We start from the raw sequence: 15,606 nt of genomic DNA on the forward strand, positions 1-15,606 counted from the left end.
GTTGTAATATAATAAGCATTCCTATCTGGGGGCGACCTGGTTTCGACGGGGGTTGCGAAGCAGATGAGGGCATACCGGGATTTCAGTCACCCCGTAAAACGCTGAATTTATATAGTCGCAAACGACGAAACTTACGCTCTAGCAGCCTAACGGCCGGCTAGACACTACAACGGTTCGCAGATGGGCCGGGGGCGTCAAAACCCTGTAGTGTCACTATACATCTGCTAGTGCTGTGCCGGGTTACTTGGCCCAGTGCGAAACAATAGGTAACTCGCCAAAGTCCAGCCTGTCCGTCGGCGTGGCAGCGGTTAAATCCAAATGACACGACTAAGTATGTAGAACTCACTGTAGAGGATTTCCGGACGCGGGTTCGATTCCCGCCGCCTCCACCAGAATATCTAGCAAAATCAATTGCTTACGAAAAATAGCCCTGCTCCTGCAGGGCTTTTTTTTGGGCTTTTGAGGGTGGTTTGGTCAGCATTTTGGTCAGCTTTTTTTGGGGGGCCTTTTCTTGTTTTCGTAGGGCTTGTTTTATACCCGTAGCTAACCTCCTGCCGTGTATCACATGTAGGTTGTAAGTGCTGGCCTACTGTTTTATCTTGAAAATGTACAATTTCAAGAGAGGCAATGTCATGACACGACTATATGGTATCGAGAATCTGGCGGATGAGCTGAACCATGCATTGAATATGATCAGGAGAGGTCGGTTAACAGTGTCGGAGGCTCAGCAGCTGACGCGTAGTATTCATGAGGTGTCGCTCACGGAAGATCTGTTTCCCAACGAGACCCCGATTGCCGATAAAGTGGCCGCCCAGTTGCTCATCATCCAGCAGTTGGAGAGGGAGTTCGATCTTGCTTGCGAACGGGGGGCCTTGCCAGGGGACAAGCTTGGTGAAATCCCATGCTTGAATGGGGTGTTGCAGCGCGCCTTGGAAGAGAGTGTGGGACCATTGTATGGATCTGCCAGGTAAACTATATGCCTGAAGTACCTGTACTTAAGTGTAGGTTTGTCAGATTTGTGACGAGACTAGCTTGTTGACGCTTGAGTAACATCATAAAATTCTTATCCCCTTTTAGTTCAATGACATACCCTCTTTGGAGGGTATTTTTATTTGGGAATCGGATGGATTTGAACGCACTGCTGGCCAGTTTCGCCTCCGCTTTTGGCCAAGATCGACGGGTATTGACTTTGCAGCTGGGCACCGGGCAGATCGCTGCCGAACAGCTGCTGCCGCTGAGTCTGCAGGCCGAAGAAGGCCTGTCCCAACCTTACCGCTATACGCTGACCTGCTTGTCGCCGGATACCCATCTCGAACTGAAGTCGCTGCTGGGCCAGCCGGCTCGCATCGGCATCGAGGATGCGGCGGGCGGCGAGTCTATCCGTTGCGGCGTGGTGAGCGAGGCCAGGCTGGCCGGTGCGGATGGCGGCTTCGCCAAGTACGAGCTGACGATCGAACCGCCATTCGCGCTGCTGCGTCACCGTCGCACTTCGCGCGTGTTCCAGGACCTGACGGTGCCGGACATCATCCAGCAGATCCTGAGCGAACATCAGCAGAGCAACCCGGCCTTCGCTCGCGTGCAGACCTTGTCCATCCAGGTACAGCCGGCCCAGCCGCGCAGCTACTGCCTGCAATATCGCGAAAGCGATTACGAATTCATCGTCCGCCTGATGCACGAGGAGGGCTACGCCTGGCGTTTCCTGCATCAAGACGACGATGGCCCGCAGGTGCAGCTGGCGGTGTTTGACGATCCGCATAGTCTGCCGGCTGCCCCCTTGAGCCGCGTGCGCTTCCACCGCGCCGACGCCACCGAAGACGAAGACGGCCTGACCGAATGGCAGGCCACCCGCCAGATCGTGCCCAGCAGCGTGGCGCTGGCCAGCTACGACTACAAGCCCGTCTCCACCCAGCACAGCGAAGACGGCAGCCGCATCGAACAAGGCCAGGCCGGCCAGTCGCTGCAGAGCAGCCTGACCCACTACGACGCGCCGGGCCTGTATTACGCCGGCGACGATGAACAGCTGGGCCGCTACGCCCAGCTGCGCCAGCAGGCGCATGACCAGCAGGCCAAGTCCTTCAGCGCCAGCGGCACCGTGCGCGGCTTGCAGCCGGGCGAATGGTTCCGCCTGGACGACCATCCGGCGCACGAAACAGACAGCCCGCAACACCGCGAATTCGTGGTCACCGGCCAACGCTTCCAGGTGCGCAACAACCTGCCGCAGGACCTGACCCAGCAGCTGAACCTGGCGGCGCCCGGTTTGCTGGCGGCCGGACTCGCCACCGGCTTGAGCACCGATGCCGTCCCCTTTGGCCGAGCCGCGCCGCGCCCCTCTCCTCTAGCGGGAGAGACGTCCGGGGAGAAGGAACGCTTCTCAGCAGAACCAGACAGCCCCTTCACCACCCGCATCCAGGCCCAGCGCCGCGGCATTCCGCTGACGCCGGCCTATGCCGGCACCGCGCTGGCCAAACCCAAATCGCGCGGCGTGCAGACCGCCACCGTGGTCGGCCCGGCCGAGCCGACAGACCAAGTGGCCGACGAGATCTACACCGACGCCCAGGGCCGCATCAAGGTGCAATTTCACTGGCAACGGCCAGAGGAGCACAAAACCTTCGGCGCCAACCTCGACGACAAATCCAGCTGCTGGCTGCGCGTGGCCATGCCCAGCGCTGGCGCCGGCTTCGGCCACCAGTTCATCCCGCGCATTGGCCAGGAAGTACTGGTCAGCTTCATCGAAGGCGACATCGACCGCCCGCTGGTGACCGGCGTGTTCTACAACGGCAGCCACCCGACGCCGGGCTTCAGCGGCGCCGGCGCGCTGCCGGCCAACAAGACCCTGTCCGGCATCAAATCCAAGGAACACCAGGGCGGCGGCTACAACGAGCTGCTGTTCGACGACACCCCCGGCGAAGTGCGCGCCAAGCTATCCAGCGAATCCGGCAAAACTCAGCTCAACCAAGGTTTCCTCACCCACCCGCGCAGCAACGGCAAGGCCCAGCCGCGCGGCGAGGGCTTCGAGCTGCGCACCGACCTGCACGGCGCCATCCGCGCCGCCCACGGCCTGCTGCTGTCCACCGAAGCGCAGAACGGCGCTGGCGGCAAACAACTAGCCAGAGAGCATGCGCAAAGTCAGCTGCAGTCCGCCGTCGCGCTGAGCCAGGCGCTGGCGGAAACCGCTACCGGTCAGCTCGCCGATACCATGGAAACCGGGCCGGATGCCATTGGCGACGACAACGCCAAGAGCGGTAAGAAGGACACCGGCCATCTCCAGCACCAGCTCGACGCGCTGGCGGCGTGGGAAGCCGGCAGCAATACCGACAAAGACGGCAAGACGGCGAAAGATCAGGCTGGCCAGCAACCGCAACTGGTTTTGTCAGGCCCTGCCGGTATCGCCAGCGTCACCGAGCAAAGCCAAACCTTGACTGCCGGTACTAACCTGAACCTCGTCGCCCAGCGCGACGCCAACCATTCCACGGGCCGACGCTGGATTCACAACGTGGGCAAGAGCATCAGCCTGTTCGTGGCCGGCGTGAAGGATAAGATCGGCATGAAGCTGATTGCGGCCAAGGGCAAAGTACAGGTTCAGGCGCAGAGCGATACGATGGAGCTGACTGCAGATAAAGATGTGACTATTACATCGTGCAAATCAAAAATAACTATTCATGCGACAAAAGAGGTTTTGTTAACCGCTGGAGGTGCTTACATTCGACTGAGTAACGGAAACATAGAAGTTCATGCCCCTGGAAGTGTTTCTGTGAAAGGTGCAAGTCATGAAATGAGTGGCCCTCAAAGTTTGATAGTGAATCCCCCCGTCTTGCCAACCCAAGAACCAATTGATATGAAGATACGTTATTTGGACGCGGATGGTAAGAGTCCGAAAGGTGAGTTGATTAAGCTTGGTTTGGGTGATGATGAGGTTGTTAAGAAAAGCACGAATGGAAAAGGAGTGATTGAGTTGAAGGCGATTAAATTTGGGGAGATTCAAGCATTTCAGCCGAGTCGGGAGCTGTGACGTGGGGCAATTGAATACAGTATTTATTGATCTTCCGGGGCAGCCTATTTCGCATCCCGCATTTAGTGGTCAGCTTGATATTATTCTGAGACGCCATCGTGATATAGTTATTGATATTAACTTGCCTTCCCCTTTCAAGTCTTTTGATTTGGTGGCTGAGAAAGATTGGTTTTATGATGAAAAGAAAAAAGTGCGAGTTCAAAAGGCAACTTTTTCAAATGGACAGCGCGCGCATGTATGGGTGTCACGAGATTTCAAAGGGAAATTGTTTTTGAAATCTGGAAGTATTGTATATTCTACATTTGATGTTGAGTCAATTTTTCGCTCCGAATCTTCCAGTGCGGCATATGGTGATTACAAATACAAGCCGGCACCACTAATATTAACTGCTACAGAGAGTAATGGTAGAGTTGAAACTAGTGAGCATCAAGAAGTAATGCATGTAATTGCCGTGAATGTAAACAGCTCAACGCCAGACTATGTGGTGAAATTTATTCAGTCTGGTGCTGCATCCCTAGGTTTAGACTCTCAGGGTGTTATTACGTTGAATTGGATTTGCACACAAATTGCAGCTGCTTCTGGGGTGCGGATTGATAATAATATTTGGTACCGAGAGTTGAAAGGAATTAAGATTAACCTAGTAAGGGTTATTCATAAGTCAGGTCCTAAGTATTATATAGTATTCAAGGGTACGACTGGTAGTCGTCAATACCTGACTGCGGCAAGATATGGTGCTGGGAATGCAAAAGTGCTATCAATTTTGGCAGGTGCTGGTTCATTTAAAGGAACTGCGCAGGCGGCTTGGAATGCGGCTAACCCAGCCATAATTGAGCGCCAAGGTGGCAAGGTGATGCCAAGGGTGACTGGTGCAGGCATTGCAGTACTTTTCTCTATTGCAATAAGCACGGCAGAATGGTATGCGGATTATACCCATCCAGTTCCTGGGCAGCCTCGTAAGGATCTATTTGATTTGGCTGGCTCTGTTGGGATTGGATTGGCTAAAACACTAATTGCAGGGGCGGTAGGTAGCGCTATATCATCTTTAATTGCAACAAGTATGTTAGGTGTGGCAGCAGTAACTCCTGTTGGTTGGGTTGTTTTAATTGGTGGTCTAGTAATTTCTGTAGGTGTAGGATTTTTAATGGATTATATGGATAAGAAGGAAGGGGTGACAGATGGTGCGTCCGTTAAAATGCGATCGGCTTGGAAGTATTTGACGGAAAGGTCACCAAACCAGTACCCATTGGCTGCAAATCCTAATGGTGGATATTTTAAATTGCACCCTGCAGTTGTGAGATAAGTAGAGGTTTTATGTCTAAAGCTGTCGATTTTCCTATTAGAGAGATGATGCCACTTTGCTTAGTTACTGGCATTGTAGGGTCCATTCTGAATGCAACGGTTACATATCCGCTATTCTTTGAGAATGCTCCCTATTTTTACTATGCGCTAGCGGCTACAGGGGTTATGACTCCGATTCTTGCGGTTGGCATGATTATCACCTACGTTAGGTCAAATTTTGCGGATGTATTACCTTGCTATATTATAGGATTTTTCTTGTCAATCTTCCCGTTTCATGTTTTTTTTGTTGCGGGCGGGTTGGTGTCCTCCCTTGTTAGTCCACCGATTCCAAGCAGTGTTGGGGCTGTAGTATTTATTTTGCTGGCGTTATATTTGATTTTGTCTGTAAAGAGATCTGCTAAAAATATCCTGGAGGCTGCTAATAAAATTGGCTTCCTCAATAAGGCTTATGTTGTTGAGAATGGGAGACAACTGTTAAAGCGTAAGGAGTTGACGTTGTTGGATAATACGGTAGAGAAGAGTATTTTTTATTTTGAAAAAAATGGCGAGCGAACTTTTAGTGCTGTGAAAGTGGTATTGTTTGTTATGGCCGCCATGTTGGGAGGATTTTATAAGCTTTTCCCAGATCCTGCCTTGGTTGTTAGGTTGGTTATTGCGTATGCATGTTTTTTTATTACTCCATTCATGATATTTAGTGCTGTATTCGTTTATTACGTACAATACAAATTCCCGAGAATGATTTTTGGCAATCTTTGGCACAAAACCTGTCGCGAGACTAGTTAGTCTCTATCGTTAGAGTACCGCATAAAATCATGGGCTAACTTCCTTTCCCCATTTAGTATTGTTTGGCAGGCAGAAAGCTGCCTGACGATGTCATCGGCCTCGGCGGCGAGCCGGAGAGCATCTTCTCCATGCGCTGCAAGAAAGTCGGCTCTCGCTTCACCATCACATCGGCCGGCGCCTGCGGCAACTGCGGGCAGACGCTGGGCTGCGGCAAGTTGCTGCTCGCGCAGGCGGAGAGCAGCGCGCAGCCGAGCAATGGCGCCATCCAGATCTTGTTTCCCATCTTGTAGTCCCTTCTGATATTGAGCGGAGGCCGCGGCATCTCTGGCGGCGGCGGAGTGCTCTGCGGCTCGGGCGTGTTTTTGCGCTGCCGCGTAGGCTTGTGCTTGTGCAACCTGGCGTTGGGCCTGCTCACGCTCAGCCGGCAGGTCGCGCCAGCTGTAGCCCAGCCAGACCAGTGCCGCGACGGCTAGCAGGAGCAGCAGCTCCCGCCAATAGCGGAGAAGATAGGTTAGGGCGGTCAGCATGTTGCGGCCCCCTGAAAAAGAGCCTGTTCAGCTAGCCGGCGGCGAGTCAGACCAGGCAGAACCTTGCCGCCTGCCTTGTTCCACAAGTGGAACTGGCCGGCGGCCGCTTGGTAGTCGCCTTGGTTCAGCAGGCGCAGCAGGGTGGAGCTTTGCAGATTGCCCAGGCCCAGGTTGTAACTGAAGCTGATCAGAGCATCGAACTGGTTCTGGTTGATGACCGCCTTGACCAGATTGGACACGCCCTGTTCAAAGCGCTGCAAGTCCAGGCGCAGCAGTTGATCCGCCTGGCTGTTGCTGATGGTCAGGCCCGCCCGGACATCGGGTCCGGTGTGGCCATAGCCTATGGTCCAGACGCCCACAGAATCCTGGTAGGCGGTCAGCTTGAGCCCTTCGAACTGTTTGATGAGGTTGATGCCATTGGTGCTGGTTTGCATTTCAGGCTCCTGGAAATGGTTCTGGCCCGCAAAGGCAGGCCAGAGAGACAGTTGGCGGATGGGATGTTGCTGGATATAACTCATCCATCCCGCCTGAGAGCGTTCAGATGCTGCGCGTACTACCTTTTGTCGTGTACGGGCTGGCGATGGCCGTCATCCTGTTTCTGCTGTCGCAATGGATCGAGGCCGCCAAAGATCCCGGAGAGTGCAATCAGCCGGGAACCCAGGCTTCGGGATTTCGCCTGGCATGCATCAAGCAGCAGGCAGAACAGGCTCGTGGGGATTAGCGCGGCAACGCATCCGCCCGGCGCTTGAGCCAGGCTTCCAGATACTGCGCGCCGAGGATGCCTAAACCGGAACCGATCCCAACCAGGGCGGGTAGAGGGAGCTCCGGAAACTGCATCAACGCTACGCCGGCAACTGTTGACGTCGCCCCGCCGAGGATGGCGCGGCCGATTGCCAGTCGCACCGTGATGACTTCCTGGCTGACCAGTAATTTCCCCAATCCAATCAGCGCGCCAACCGCAAGCAGGGCGGCAAGTCCCTTCTCATGTTCCTGCATCACTCCCCCTTTCAAATCTCGATTTCGATAAATGGCAGATCCGGTGCGGCCGAGGTGACCACGCCGTCCTGCAGGTAGACGCGCATCGGCGCCGCAAACTCTGCTGCAGCGCGAACGCGCAACGTCCCGCCCTCGGCGAGTTGGACCAGCACTGTCCCATCCGAATAGCGCTGGGCGATTGTGCCGACGCGGAGCGGATCGCCGGCCAGCAGGTCAGTCAGCCGCTCATACAGGTTTTTCATGCTCGGCGCTCCATATCCAGGGTCTGGCGCACCACCAGCGCGCTGCGGCGCTCGGCGCTGATCCGCACCCCGCGCACCATGGCGCGGAACGGATCGCCGCCGGTGACGGCCACCAGATCTCCCGGCAGGGCTAGACGCGTGTCGCTGAACACCGGCAGGCTGATACTGACGCGGCAGCTGCGGCCCGATTGCGCGATGGCGTTGAGGCCGCGCGCTCGGGCGGCTGCAGAATCCGTCACCAGTGGGTCGATGATGGTTTCGCCGACGCTGGCGCCGGCCGTTCCTGCCCGCTTGACGCGCGCGATCACGCCGGTGCGCTCGCCGGTCACGATGATGCTGTCGATGGCCGGCGTCTCATCCCAATCCTCGCTCAGCGTCTCCAGCACCGCCTCTGGCAGTTGCAGCTGCGGCATAGCATTGCCCCAGGCCCACGGCGCGGCCGAGTAGAGCGGCCTGGCTAGCAGCTGGCGCTTGTCCGGCGCGCCGATCACCATACCGCCGGCAGCCTCGGCCAGCCTGGCCACCCGAGCAAGAGGCGTCATCTGTTCCCAGCTCCAGGCACCGGCCGGCACCAGCCAGTCCGGTAGTTTCCAGTCCAGGGTGTAGCCGCTCATCTCCAGTGCCTGGTCGGCCAGTTGGCGCGCATTCGTCGGCGCGCTGACGACGCCGCTGGCGGCCGGCCATAGCGGCGCGTCCAGCTCGGCATGAACCGAGCGGCCAGTCATACGGATGGCACGCGCGCCGCCGAATTGCCGGCTGCGGCTCCAGCGCTCCGCCAACCACAGCACCTCATGACCGTTGATCGATAGGCACATCACTTCGCGGGCGGCGAGATCGCGCAGCGCCGCCTCGGGCAGCGTCACCTCGACGCCCCAAAGGGCGGTGCCTGCGTCCAGCGAGACGGCCGCGGCTAGCACTGGGATTTCCAGCCCATCGCGCTCGCGGGTCAGGATGACGGTTGCAGTCATTAAATACGTCCTCATGGCGGGGATCACGTCCGGGCCGTCGTCGCAGCAGCGGAGCGCAAAATCCAGGCTGAGCCGGCAGGGCAGCAGTTCGCAGCGGAAATCCAGATCGACTTCTTGGTCGGAATGGGGTGGATCAATCGGCGGTGGCTTCGGCTCCCACCAGCCGGGGCCGTGTACCAGCCGCCCGCGCTGAAAGCGACCGCCCTCCAGATGGGACAGCGGCATCGCAGGCCGATACGGCGCCAGCAGCAGCGACAGCGCGCACAGGGCGGGCTGCCAACGGCCGGCCACATCTCCCCGAGCGGTAATCATCACTTGGTGCGGGCTGGCCATCTGCATCAGCTGAAGAACGGCGACTTCCCAGGCTGCTCGGCGACGGGCGGGCACGGGCAGCAGCGAGCGTGATGGCCCTGCAGTCGCCGCGGGCGCTTGCGCGGTCAGCCGCCACAGGCTCACGCGGTCAAACTGCGTGCGTGGCGCGACGATCCACCCGGAGGCCGGCGCGGCCATTTGGCGCGCGCCATCCTGCCACGGCTCGCCCCGCTCGACATGCAGGCGGGCGCTGGTTTCGTGCGCGCCTATGATCTGTGGTGCAGCGGCCAGCCCGATATGCCAGCCCGGCGCCGGGCCGCCGCATTTGCCGCGCCAGACATTGACGTCATAAGCGGCAGAGGCCGCGCCCTTGGATGAGGCAGCGGTTCCGACCAGCGTTGCCGGCAGCAGGATCTGTATTGAGGCATGGGCATGCGCCGCGGCGACGCGGCCCGCGAGGCTGAGCGGGAGGCTGGATTGCTCCACCGCGAGCGTAATCTGTGCGCGCGGTGAGGCGGCGCATGCCTGCAGCGTGCCGACAGGGAGGTTTGGCGGCTTGAAGTCCAGCGCCACCTGGTTGCCTGGTGGCGGCGTATATGACCCGGCGAATTCCAGATTCACTGGACCTCTGGCCGACGAGAACACCAGATCCACGGCGCCTGGGTTGGCAGACCTGGCTATGCCGCGAAATTCCAAATCAATCCGCGGCATGGTTTCACTCCAGATTAGGGTTCCAGCAATTTGGCGCCGCCGAGCCGGACCAGTGCGCCGGGCTGCAGGTCGACAATGGGCAACTCAACTGCCGCGCCGGCGCCGGGTAGACCGACATCCATGTCCGCCACCGGCTGGCCATCGCCCGTCACGAGGCGAGCCCATGCGGCGCGACCCGCGGCAGAGACCATGCCCTCCGTCGCGCCCGTCAGGATCAGCTCCGCGGTGTCGCTGATCGTGCCGGACGGTTTGGACAGCACGATTTCCACCAGCGCGCTGGCGGCTGGGCCGAAGTCAGGTGGCGGCGCGCCGCCATACAGCAGCAGCTTGGCCGGCTTGCTGGCGCCGTCCAGCGTGTTCAGCACCGCCAGCGCGCGAGCACGCCGGACAGCGAGAGCGTAGCGGATGACGTCGCTCATTTCGGCACCTCTGGCGTGATGTTGTCGGCGATGACGGCGTTTTTCTGGCCAGCGGGGTCGGAGCTGATCACTATGAAGCGCATGCTGGGATTCAGGTTGTTGAATCTATATCGCCCATTTGCATCAGAAATGGTTCTGGCGACGGGCGTTAAGGGCTCGGCTGGCGAACACCCGATGTGGGTGGCCAAGCAAATGGGGCACGCCGACTGGGGAATGATCCGGCGAACCTACGGGCGCTGGATCCCTTCCGAGGTCGATGATGCCGGGAAGCGAGCTGTTGAAATGTTCTGCCCAAAAAGTGATGAGTGATGGAAATTTTCGGGTAGTGGTCAGCTTTTGGTCAGCATCTGCGAAACCATCACCGATTTCTGGGGCGGAACGCGGGTTCGATTCCCGCCGCCTCCACCAGTTTTCAAAACCCAACCGCTCGGTTGGGTTTTTTGTTATCTAGTGCGCCAAGCGGCTCTGGTCTAGCCGCTAATCAGAATTGAAATATGTTTGTTGGTGAGGTTCGCAGTCAAATCGACAGTATTTGTCCTTGCTGCGGCTGCGCCGCAACCAGGCCTTTGACGAGTTTCTCAAGGCGTCCTTGTCCACCGCCACGGCCTTCATCCAGCTAAAGTCCGTGAGCTGACCGAAACGGCGTGATGGGGCCGAGCCGTTTGTTCGAGTCGCCGTTTACCAACGTGAGCGCGACCGGCCCGCTTGCGATTTTCCCGGCAGCTACGGTCCAGCGCATCATCGCCGTGCTGGGCGACATCAAGCAGAAGGCGGCGGGGTAGATGTGGAAGTTGATCCGTCTGAATGTATACACACACAAGCAAGATTGCAGGGGAAATTTTTGTGTGTAGTTAATTGGATGGTGGCGTGCTTGCCGTGGCAGAGGGAATGGCAAAGGCCCGGACGAGATGTCCGGGCCTTTTGTATTGGCGGAGGCTGTGGGATTCGAACCCACGGACGGTTGCCCGTCGGCAGTTTTCAAGACTGCTGGTTTAAACCACTCACCCAAACCTCCAAAATCTCAAATCCGTCGATTTGTCCAAAACCATGGCATGAAACTCGCTTTGCCTGGTTGCGGAATCGGTAAGAGGCGGCAATTCTAACTGGAATCGCCGCGCTTGGCTAGAGGGCAGCTGCGTTGGCTGCCAGCATTTCCGCCGCGTGTTCGCGCGTGGTTTGGGTCAGTTCGGCGCCGCCCAGCATGCGTGCGATTTCCAGCACGCGCTGCTCGGCGTCCAGCGGCGCGATGCGGCTGAGCACCTGGCCTTTGTGCTCGCGCTTGCTGACCTGCCAATGATTCTTGCCGCAGGAGGCCACCTGGGGCAGGTGGGTGATGCACAGCACTTGGTAGCGTTGGCCCAGATCGCGCAGCATGTGGCCGATGACCTCCGCCACGCGGCCGCCGATGCCGACGTCCACTTCGTCGAAGATCAGCGTGGGCACGCTGGCCACCTGGCTGATCACCACCTGCATCGCCAGGCTGATCCGAGACAGCTCGCCGCCGGAGGCTACCTTGGCCAGGGGGCGCAGGCTGGTGCCGGCATTGGCCGCCACCAGGTATTCGATGGACTCCATGCCGTGCGCGCCGGGCTCGGCCAGCGCGGACAGCTCGATGGCGAAGCGGGCGCCGCCCATGGCCAGCTTTTGCATTTCGCCGGAGATGCGTTCGGACAGCTCGCTGGCGGCTTGTCGGCGCTTGCCGGACAGCGCCTCGGCCAGCGTGCGATAGCGCGCCAGGCTGGCGGATTCGGCCACGCTCAGCGCTTCCACGTCCACGCTGGCTTCCAGCGCGGCCAGTTGCTGCTGCCAGTCCGCCAGTTTGTCGGCCAGGTCGACCGGCTGCACGCGGTACTTGCGGGCGGTGCTCATCAACAGGTCCAGCCGGCGTTCCATTTCAACCAGCTGGCTTGGGTCCTGGTCGATGTCGCTGGCGTAGTCGCGCAGGCTGTACACCACTTCGCGCAGCTCGGCGTCTACCGAATCCAGCAGGGACAGCGTGTCTGCCAGCCTGGGGTCCAGATTCGACAGCTTGGACAGGCGGTTCTGCACATGAGCCAGTTGGCTCAGGCAGCTATCGTCGTTCTCAGACAGGACGTCCACCGCCTGCAGGGCGCTTTGCACCAGTTCGGCCGAGTTGGCGAGCCGGGTGTGGCTTTGGCTCAGCACCACCCACTCGTCCGGTTGCAGATTGAGTTCGCTCAGCTCGCCGATCTGCCAGGTCAGGCGTTCGCGCTCCACTTCCGATTCGCGCGACAGCCGTTCGGCGTCCTGCCGGGCCTGGCGCGCGGCCTGCCATTCTTGCCAGGCCTTGTGCACATCGCGCGCCAAGGCGGTGGAGCCGGCGTAGGCGTCCAGCAGCTGGCGCTGGGTTTCGCTCTTCATCAGCGACTGATGCGCGTGCTGGCCGTGGATGTCCACCAGGAATTCGCCCAGCTGTTTCAACTGGGCCAAGGTGGCGGCCTGGCCGTTGACGAAGCTCTTGGAGCGGCCGTTGCGGTCGATCAGCCGGCGCAGCAGCAGTATGCCTTCGTCGCCGGCCAGCTCGTTTTCCGCCAGCCAGGCATCCACCTCCGGCCGTTGGGCGATGGAGAATTCAGCGGTGATTTCGGCGCGCTCGGCGCCTTCGCGCACTTGGGCGCCTTCGGCGCGGTCGCCCAGCAACAGGCCCAGCGCATCCAGCATGATGGACTTGCCGGCCCCGGTTTCGCCGGTGAGCACGGTGAAGCCGGGGGTGAAGTCCAGCGCGATGCTGTCGACGATGACGAAGTCTTTTACGGTCAGCGAGAGAAGCATGGTGTGTGGTGTGCCGGTTAGATCAGCCGTTCGCCCCAGTGCAGCTTGTGGCGCAGCATGTCGTAGTAGTTGTAGCCCTCGGGGTGCAGGATGCGCAGCGGATTGCGGTAGCGGCGGATCAGCACCCGGTCCATTTCCATCAGGTCGCAGTGCAGCTGGCCGTCGAAGTGCACGCGCGCGTCCAGCCCGCGGGTGAGCATGAATTCCACCTCGCAGGAGTCGTTGACGGCAATCGGCCGATTGGACAGCGATTGCGGGCAGATCGGCACCAGGGCGATGGCCTGCAGCGTGGGGTGCAGGATGGGGCCGCCGGACGCCAGCGAGTAGGCGGTGGAGCCGGTGGGGGTGGATACGATCAGGCCGTCCGAACGCTGGCTGTAGACGAATTGGTTGTCGATGAACACTTCGAATTCGATCATCGACCCCACTGCGCCGCGGCTGAACACCACGTCGTTGAAAGCCAGCGCGCTGGCCACCTCGGCGTCTTCGCGGATGACGGCGGCTTGCAGCAGGATGCGGTCTTCCGGCACGAATTTGCCGAGCAGGATGGCGTCTATCGAATCTAGCATCTCGTGCAGCGGGATGTCGGTCATGAAGCCCAGCCGGCCCTGGTTGATGCCGACCAGCGGCACGCGGTACGGCGCCAATAGGCGGGCGATGGACAGCATGGTGCCGTCGCCGCCCAGCACGATGCAGAGATCGGCCAGCTTGCCCATGTCGTTGCGGTCGATCAGCGCGTGGCCGCCGGCCTCGTCCGCGGCGATGCTGTCCTTGTCGATCAGCACCGTGGCGCCGCCGGCTGCCAGATGATCAGCCAGTTGCAGCAATGCGGGCGTGATGCCGGGCTTGCTGTGGCGCGCTACTAGACAAATGTGTTTGAACAGTCTTTGCATGCGACGATTTTACTGGTTTGGCGGCGGTTCGTTGAAAAAAACGTCGTCGCTGCGTTTTTTTCCGGTGGCCTCCAGCGCCTTGAGGTAGAAACGCACCAGGTCGGCCAGGGAATCGACGCCAAGCTTGCTGAACAGGTTGGCACGGTGAACCTCGATGGTGCGCGGCGACAGGTCCAGTTCGCGCGCGATTTCCTTGCTGGACAGGCCATCCGCCACCAGCTCCAGCACTTCGCGCTCGCGGCCGCTGATGCGGGCCAGCTGGCTCATGACCTCCTGGGTTTCCTCTTCCTGCTGGTGCTGCTGGATGCTGATGCGGATGCCGCGGCGCAGGCTGGAGATCAGCCGGTTCTGGTCTATCGGCTTGGTCAGGAAGTCGATGGCGCCGGTCTGGAAGGCGCGCCGGCATTGTTCGATGTCGCCATGGCCGGTGATGAAGACGATGGGGATGTTGATGTCGCGCTCGATCAACTGTTCCTGCAGCGCCAGGCCGGTGATCTGTGGCATGCGGATGTCCAGCACCAGGCAGCAGATCTGGTTGCCTTGGTACGCATCGAGGAATTCCATCGCATTGGGATAGCTGACGGTGCGCATGCCCTGCGCGGTGATCAGCATGGCGAGCGAATCCAGCACGGCGGGATCGTCGTCGACGATGAAAACGGTAGGGGTGGTATTTTGCATCAGGCTTCTACTCCGGATGGTGCCGTCACGCAGCTTGCGGCGCATGGCAGGTCGATGATGAACTCCGCTCCCGAGCCGGGTTTGTTGCCGGCGATCAGCTTGCCGCCAAAGGCTTCGATCGCTGTCTGGCAGATGGCCAGACCCAGGCCCATGCCGTTTGGCTTGGTGCTGAAAAACGGGTCGAAGATCCGGTCCAGCGTGTCCGGGGGAATGCCGCAGCCATTGTCGCCTATGATCAGCTGCACCCGATCTCCCTGTTTGCGGGTGGTGATGCTCAACCGTCCCCAGGGGCGGGTCTGCTCCATGGCTTCTACCGCATTGCGGGCCAAATTCAGCACCACTTGTTCAAGCTGGATAGTGTCAGCGTATACCAACGGCAACTCATGTGCGAAGTTTTGCTCGATATGGATGTCGTGATCATGCAGTTCGTAATCCAGCAGCGATAGCGCATTGTGCACGGCCTGATTGAGCTGCAACGGCACCAGCTGCTGGTTTTTGCGGGTGACGAATTCGCGCAGGCGGTGGATGATGCGGCCGGCGCGGTCGGCCTGGTTGACCGATGAGGTGAGGGCGCGGCGCAGCATGGCCATATCGGTTTCGTCGTCATCCAGCAGGCTCAGCGCGGCCTGGCAATAGCTCATGATGGCCGACAGCGGTTGGTTGATCTCGTGGGCGATGCCCGAGGCCATTTCGCCCATAGTGTTGATGCGCGCCACGCGGGCGAGCTCCATTTCATGCTGGCGCAGGCGGGTCTCGCTTGCCTCGAGCGCGGCCAGCATGCGGCGCCGGATCGGCGCCGTGTCGCGGAAGGTCAGCACGGTGCCGATCAACTGGCCGTTGCGGCCGAGCAGCGGCGACACTGAGCCTTCTACCAGCAGCTTTTCGCCGCCGCGCCGCTTCAGGTAGCAGTTTTGCGCCAGGTATACCACTTGCAGCGTCGCTACGGCTTGTTCCACTGGGTCGCGCACCGGCTGGC

The 15,606-nt window shown here is 59.5% G+C and carries 16 protein-coding genes, 1 tRNA gene and 1 other RNA gene; 7 read left to right on the plus strand and 11 right to left on the minus strand.

Annotation, left to right across the window (positions count from 1 at the left end; translation table 11 throughout):
* Nucleotides 1-27: 27 nt before the first annotated feature.
* The 5 genes from ssrA (at nucleotide 28) to C2134_RS12540 (ending at nucleotide 6,091) form a co-directional block, all read left to right on the plus strand.
* Nucleotides 28-392, plus strand: a transfer-messenger RNA (tmRNA) gene (gene ssrA, locus C2134_RS12525).
* A gap of 240 nt (nucleotides 393-632) precedes the next feature.
* Nucleotides 633-971: a hypothetical protein gene (locus C2134_RS12530; protein ID WP_146042151.1), complete on the plus strand. Its 339-nt coding sequence runs from the start codon at nucleotides 633-635 to the stop codon at nucleotides 969-971.
* A gap of 152 nt (nucleotides 972-1,123) precedes the next feature.
* A complete protein-coding gene (locus C2134_RS12535; protein WP_233196435.1) occupies nucleotides 1,124-4,009 on the plus strand; it encodes a type VI secretion system Vgr family protein in 2,886 nt (961 codons plus the stop codon).
* A 1-nt stretch (nucleotide 4,010) separates the two neighbouring features.
* Nucleotides 4,011-5,309 carry a hypothetical protein gene (locus C2134_RS21240; RefSeq protein WP_146042152.1) on the plus strand — a complete coding sequence of 433 codons (1,299 nt, stop codon included), beginning with the start codon at nucleotides 4,011-4,013 and terminating at the stop codon, nucleotides 5,307-5,309.
* Nucleotides 5,310-5,320: 11 nt separating this feature from the next.
* A complete protein-coding gene (locus C2134_RS12540; protein WP_103320523.1) occupies nucleotides 5,321-6,091 on the plus strand; it encodes a hypothetical protein in 771 nt (256 codons plus the stop codon).
* Here the strand turns inward: C2134_RS12540 and C2134_RS21245 are convergent.
* Nucleotides 6,088-6,618 carry a hypothetical protein gene (locus C2134_RS21245; protein ID WP_146042153.1) on the minus strand — a complete coding sequence of 177 codons (531 nt, stop codon included), beginning with the start codon at nucleotides 6,616-6,618 and terminating at the stop codon, nucleotides 6,088-6,090. The genes C2134_RS12540 and C2134_RS21245 overlap by 4 nt on opposite strands.
* On the minus strand, nucleotides 6,612-7,052 hold the full coding sequence (locus C2134_RS12550) for a lysozyme (RefSeq protein WP_103320639.1): 441 nt from the start codon (nucleotides 7,050-7,052) through the stop codon (nucleotides 6,612-6,614). Before C2134_RS12550 ends, C2134_RS21245 begins: the two co-directional genes overlap by 7 nt.
* A 107-nt stretch (nucleotides 7,053-7,159) precedes the next feature.
* Here C2134_RS12550 and C2134_RS12555 point away from each other — a divergent pair, with 107 nt between their 5' ends.
* Nucleotides 7,160-7,339: a hypothetical protein gene (locus C2134_RS12555; protein ID WP_103320528.1), complete on the plus strand. Its 180-nt coding sequence runs from the start codon at nucleotides 7,160-7,162 to the stop codon at nucleotides 7,337-7,339.
* Here C2134_RS12555 and C2134_RS12560 read toward each other — a convergent pair.
* From C2134_RS12560 to C2134_RS12575, 4 genes are read right to left on the minus strand one after another with little or no spacing between them, the layout of a single operon-like run.
* Nucleotides 7,336-7,614, minus strand: coding sequence for a phage holin family protein (locus C2134_RS12560; protein WP_103320531.1), 279 nt, complete (start codon nucleotides 7,612-7,614; stop codon nucleotides 7,336-7,338). The two genes, C2134_RS12555 and C2134_RS12560, sit on opposite strands and share 4 nt — an antisense overlap.
* Nucleotides 7,615-7,625: 11 nt before the next feature.
* Nucleotides 7,626-7,856, minus strand: a complete 231-nt coding sequence (locus C2134_RS12565) for a hypothetical protein (RefSeq protein ID WP_103320532.1) — start codon at nucleotides 7,854-7,856, stop codon at nucleotides 7,626-7,628.
* Entirely contained in the window at nucleotides 7,853-9,847 is a 1,995-nt protein-coding gene (locus tag C2134_RS12570; protein ID WP_103320533.1) for a hypothetical protein, read from the minus strand. The genes C2134_RS12565 and C2134_RS12570 overlap by 4 nt, the downstream gene beginning before the upstream one ends.
* Nucleotides 9,848-9,861: 14 nt before the next feature.
* A complete protein-coding gene (locus C2134_RS12575) occupies nucleotides 9,862-10,266 on the minus strand; it encodes a hypothetical protein (protein WP_103320534.1) in 405 nt (134 codons plus the stop codon).
* Nucleotides 10,267-10,338: 72 nt separating this feature from the next.
* On the opposite strand from C2134_RS12575, the gene C2134_RS12580 reads away from it, so the two are divergent.
* Nucleotides 10,339-10,575: a hypothetical protein gene (locus tag C2134_RS12580; protein ID WP_199179933.1), complete on the plus strand. Its 237-nt coding sequence runs from the start codon at nucleotides 10,339-10,341 to the stop codon at nucleotides 10,573-10,575.
* Nucleotides 10,576-11,193: 618 nt separating this feature from the next.
* On the opposite strand, the gene C2134_RS12585 is transcribed toward C2134_RS12580, so the two are convergent.
* The 5 genes from C2134_RS12585 to C2134_RS12605 all read right to left on the minus strand — a co-directional run.
* Nucleotides 11,194-11,281, minus strand: a tRNA-Ser gene (locus tag C2134_RS12585).
* Nucleotides 11,282-11,388: 107 nt separating this feature from the next.
* Complete coding sequence (gene recN, locus C2134_RS12590) at nucleotides 11,389-13,059, minus strand: DNA repair protein RecN (protein ID WP_103320535.1); 1,671 nt, start codon at nucleotides 13,057-13,059, stop codon at nucleotides 11,389-11,391.
* Between the two features lie 17 nt (nucleotides 13,060-13,076).
* Nucleotides 13,077-13,952, minus strand: coding sequence for an NAD kinase (locus C2134_RS12595; RefSeq protein ID WP_103320536.1), 876 nt, complete (start codon nucleotides 13,950-13,952; stop codon nucleotides 13,077-13,079).
* Between the two features lie 9 nt (nucleotides 13,953-13,961).
* Nucleotides 13,962-14,630 (minus strand): response regulator transcription factor, encoded by a 669-nt coding sequence (locus C2134_RS12600; protein ID WP_103320537.1) that lies wholly within the window; start codon nucleotides 14,628-14,630, stop codon nucleotides 13,962-13,964.
* Nucleotides 14,630-15,606: sensor histidine kinase (locus tag C2134_RS12605; RefSeq protein WP_233196436.1), on the minus strand; the 977-nt coding region annotated here is incomplete at its 5' end. The genes C2134_RS12600 and C2134_RS12605, both read right to left, overlap by 1 nt.

Origin of the sequence: Chromobacterium sinusclupearum, from assembly GCF_002902845.1 — a bacterium.
GTDB lineage: Bacteria > Pseudomonadota > Gammaproteobacteria > Burkholderiales > Chromobacteriaceae > Chromobacterium > Chromobacterium sinusclupearum.

Coding starts and splice junctions, on each gene's coding strand:
- C2134_RS21245 (WP_146042153.1), bottom strand. CDS start 6,618: ATGCTGACCGCCCTAACCTATCTTCTCCGCTATTGGCGGGAGCTGCTG.
- C2134_RS12535 (WP_233196435.1), top strand. CDS start 1,124: ATGGATTTGAACGCACTGCTGGCCAGTTTCGCCTCCGCTTTTGGCCAA.
- C2134_RS12555 (WP_103320528.1), top strand. CDS start 7,160: ATGCTGCGCGTACTACCTTTTGTCGTGTACGGGCTGGCGATGGCCGTC.
- C2134_RS12570 (WP_103320533.1), bottom strand. CDS start 9,847: ATGCCGCGGATTGATTTGGAATTTCGCGGCATAGCCAGGTCTGCCAAC.
- C2134_RS12575 (WP_103320534.1), bottom strand. CDS start 10,266: ATGAGCGACGTCATCCGCTACGCTCTCGCTGTCCGGCGTGCTCGCGCG.
- recN (WP_103320535.1), bottom strand. CDS start 13,059: ATGCTTCTCTCGCTGACCGTAAAAGACTTCGTCATCGTCGACAGCATC.
- C2134_RS12580 (WP_199179933.1), top strand. CDS start 10,339: ATGAAGCGCATGCTGGGATTCAGGTTGTTGAATCTATATCGCCCATTT.
- C2134_RS12540 (WP_103320523.1), top strand. CDS start 5,321: ATGTCTAAAGCTGTCGATTTTCCTATTAGAGAGATGATGCCACTTTGC.
- C2134_RS12600 (WP_103320537.1), bottom strand. CDS start 14,630: ATGCAAAATACCACCCCTACCGTTTTCATCGTCGACGACGATCCCGCC.
- C2134_RS12530 (WP_146042151.1), top strand. CDS start 633: ATGACACGACTATATGGTATCGAGAATCTGGCGGATGAGCTGAACCAT.
- C2134_RS12595 (WP_103320536.1), bottom strand. CDS start 13,952: ATGCAAAGACTGTTCAAACACATTTGTCTAGTAGCGCGCCACAGCAAG.
- C2134_RS12565 (WP_103320532.1), bottom strand. CDS start 7,856: ATGAAAAACCTGTATGAGCGGCTGACTGACCTGCTGGCCGGCGATCCG.
- C2134_RS12550 (WP_103320639.1), bottom strand. CDS start 7,052: ATGCAAACCAGCACCAATGGCATCAACCTCATCAAACAGTTCGAAGGG.
- C2134_RS12560 (WP_103320531.1), bottom strand. CDS start 7,614: ATGCAGGAACATGAGAAGGGACTTGCCGCCCTGCTTGCGGTTGGCGCG.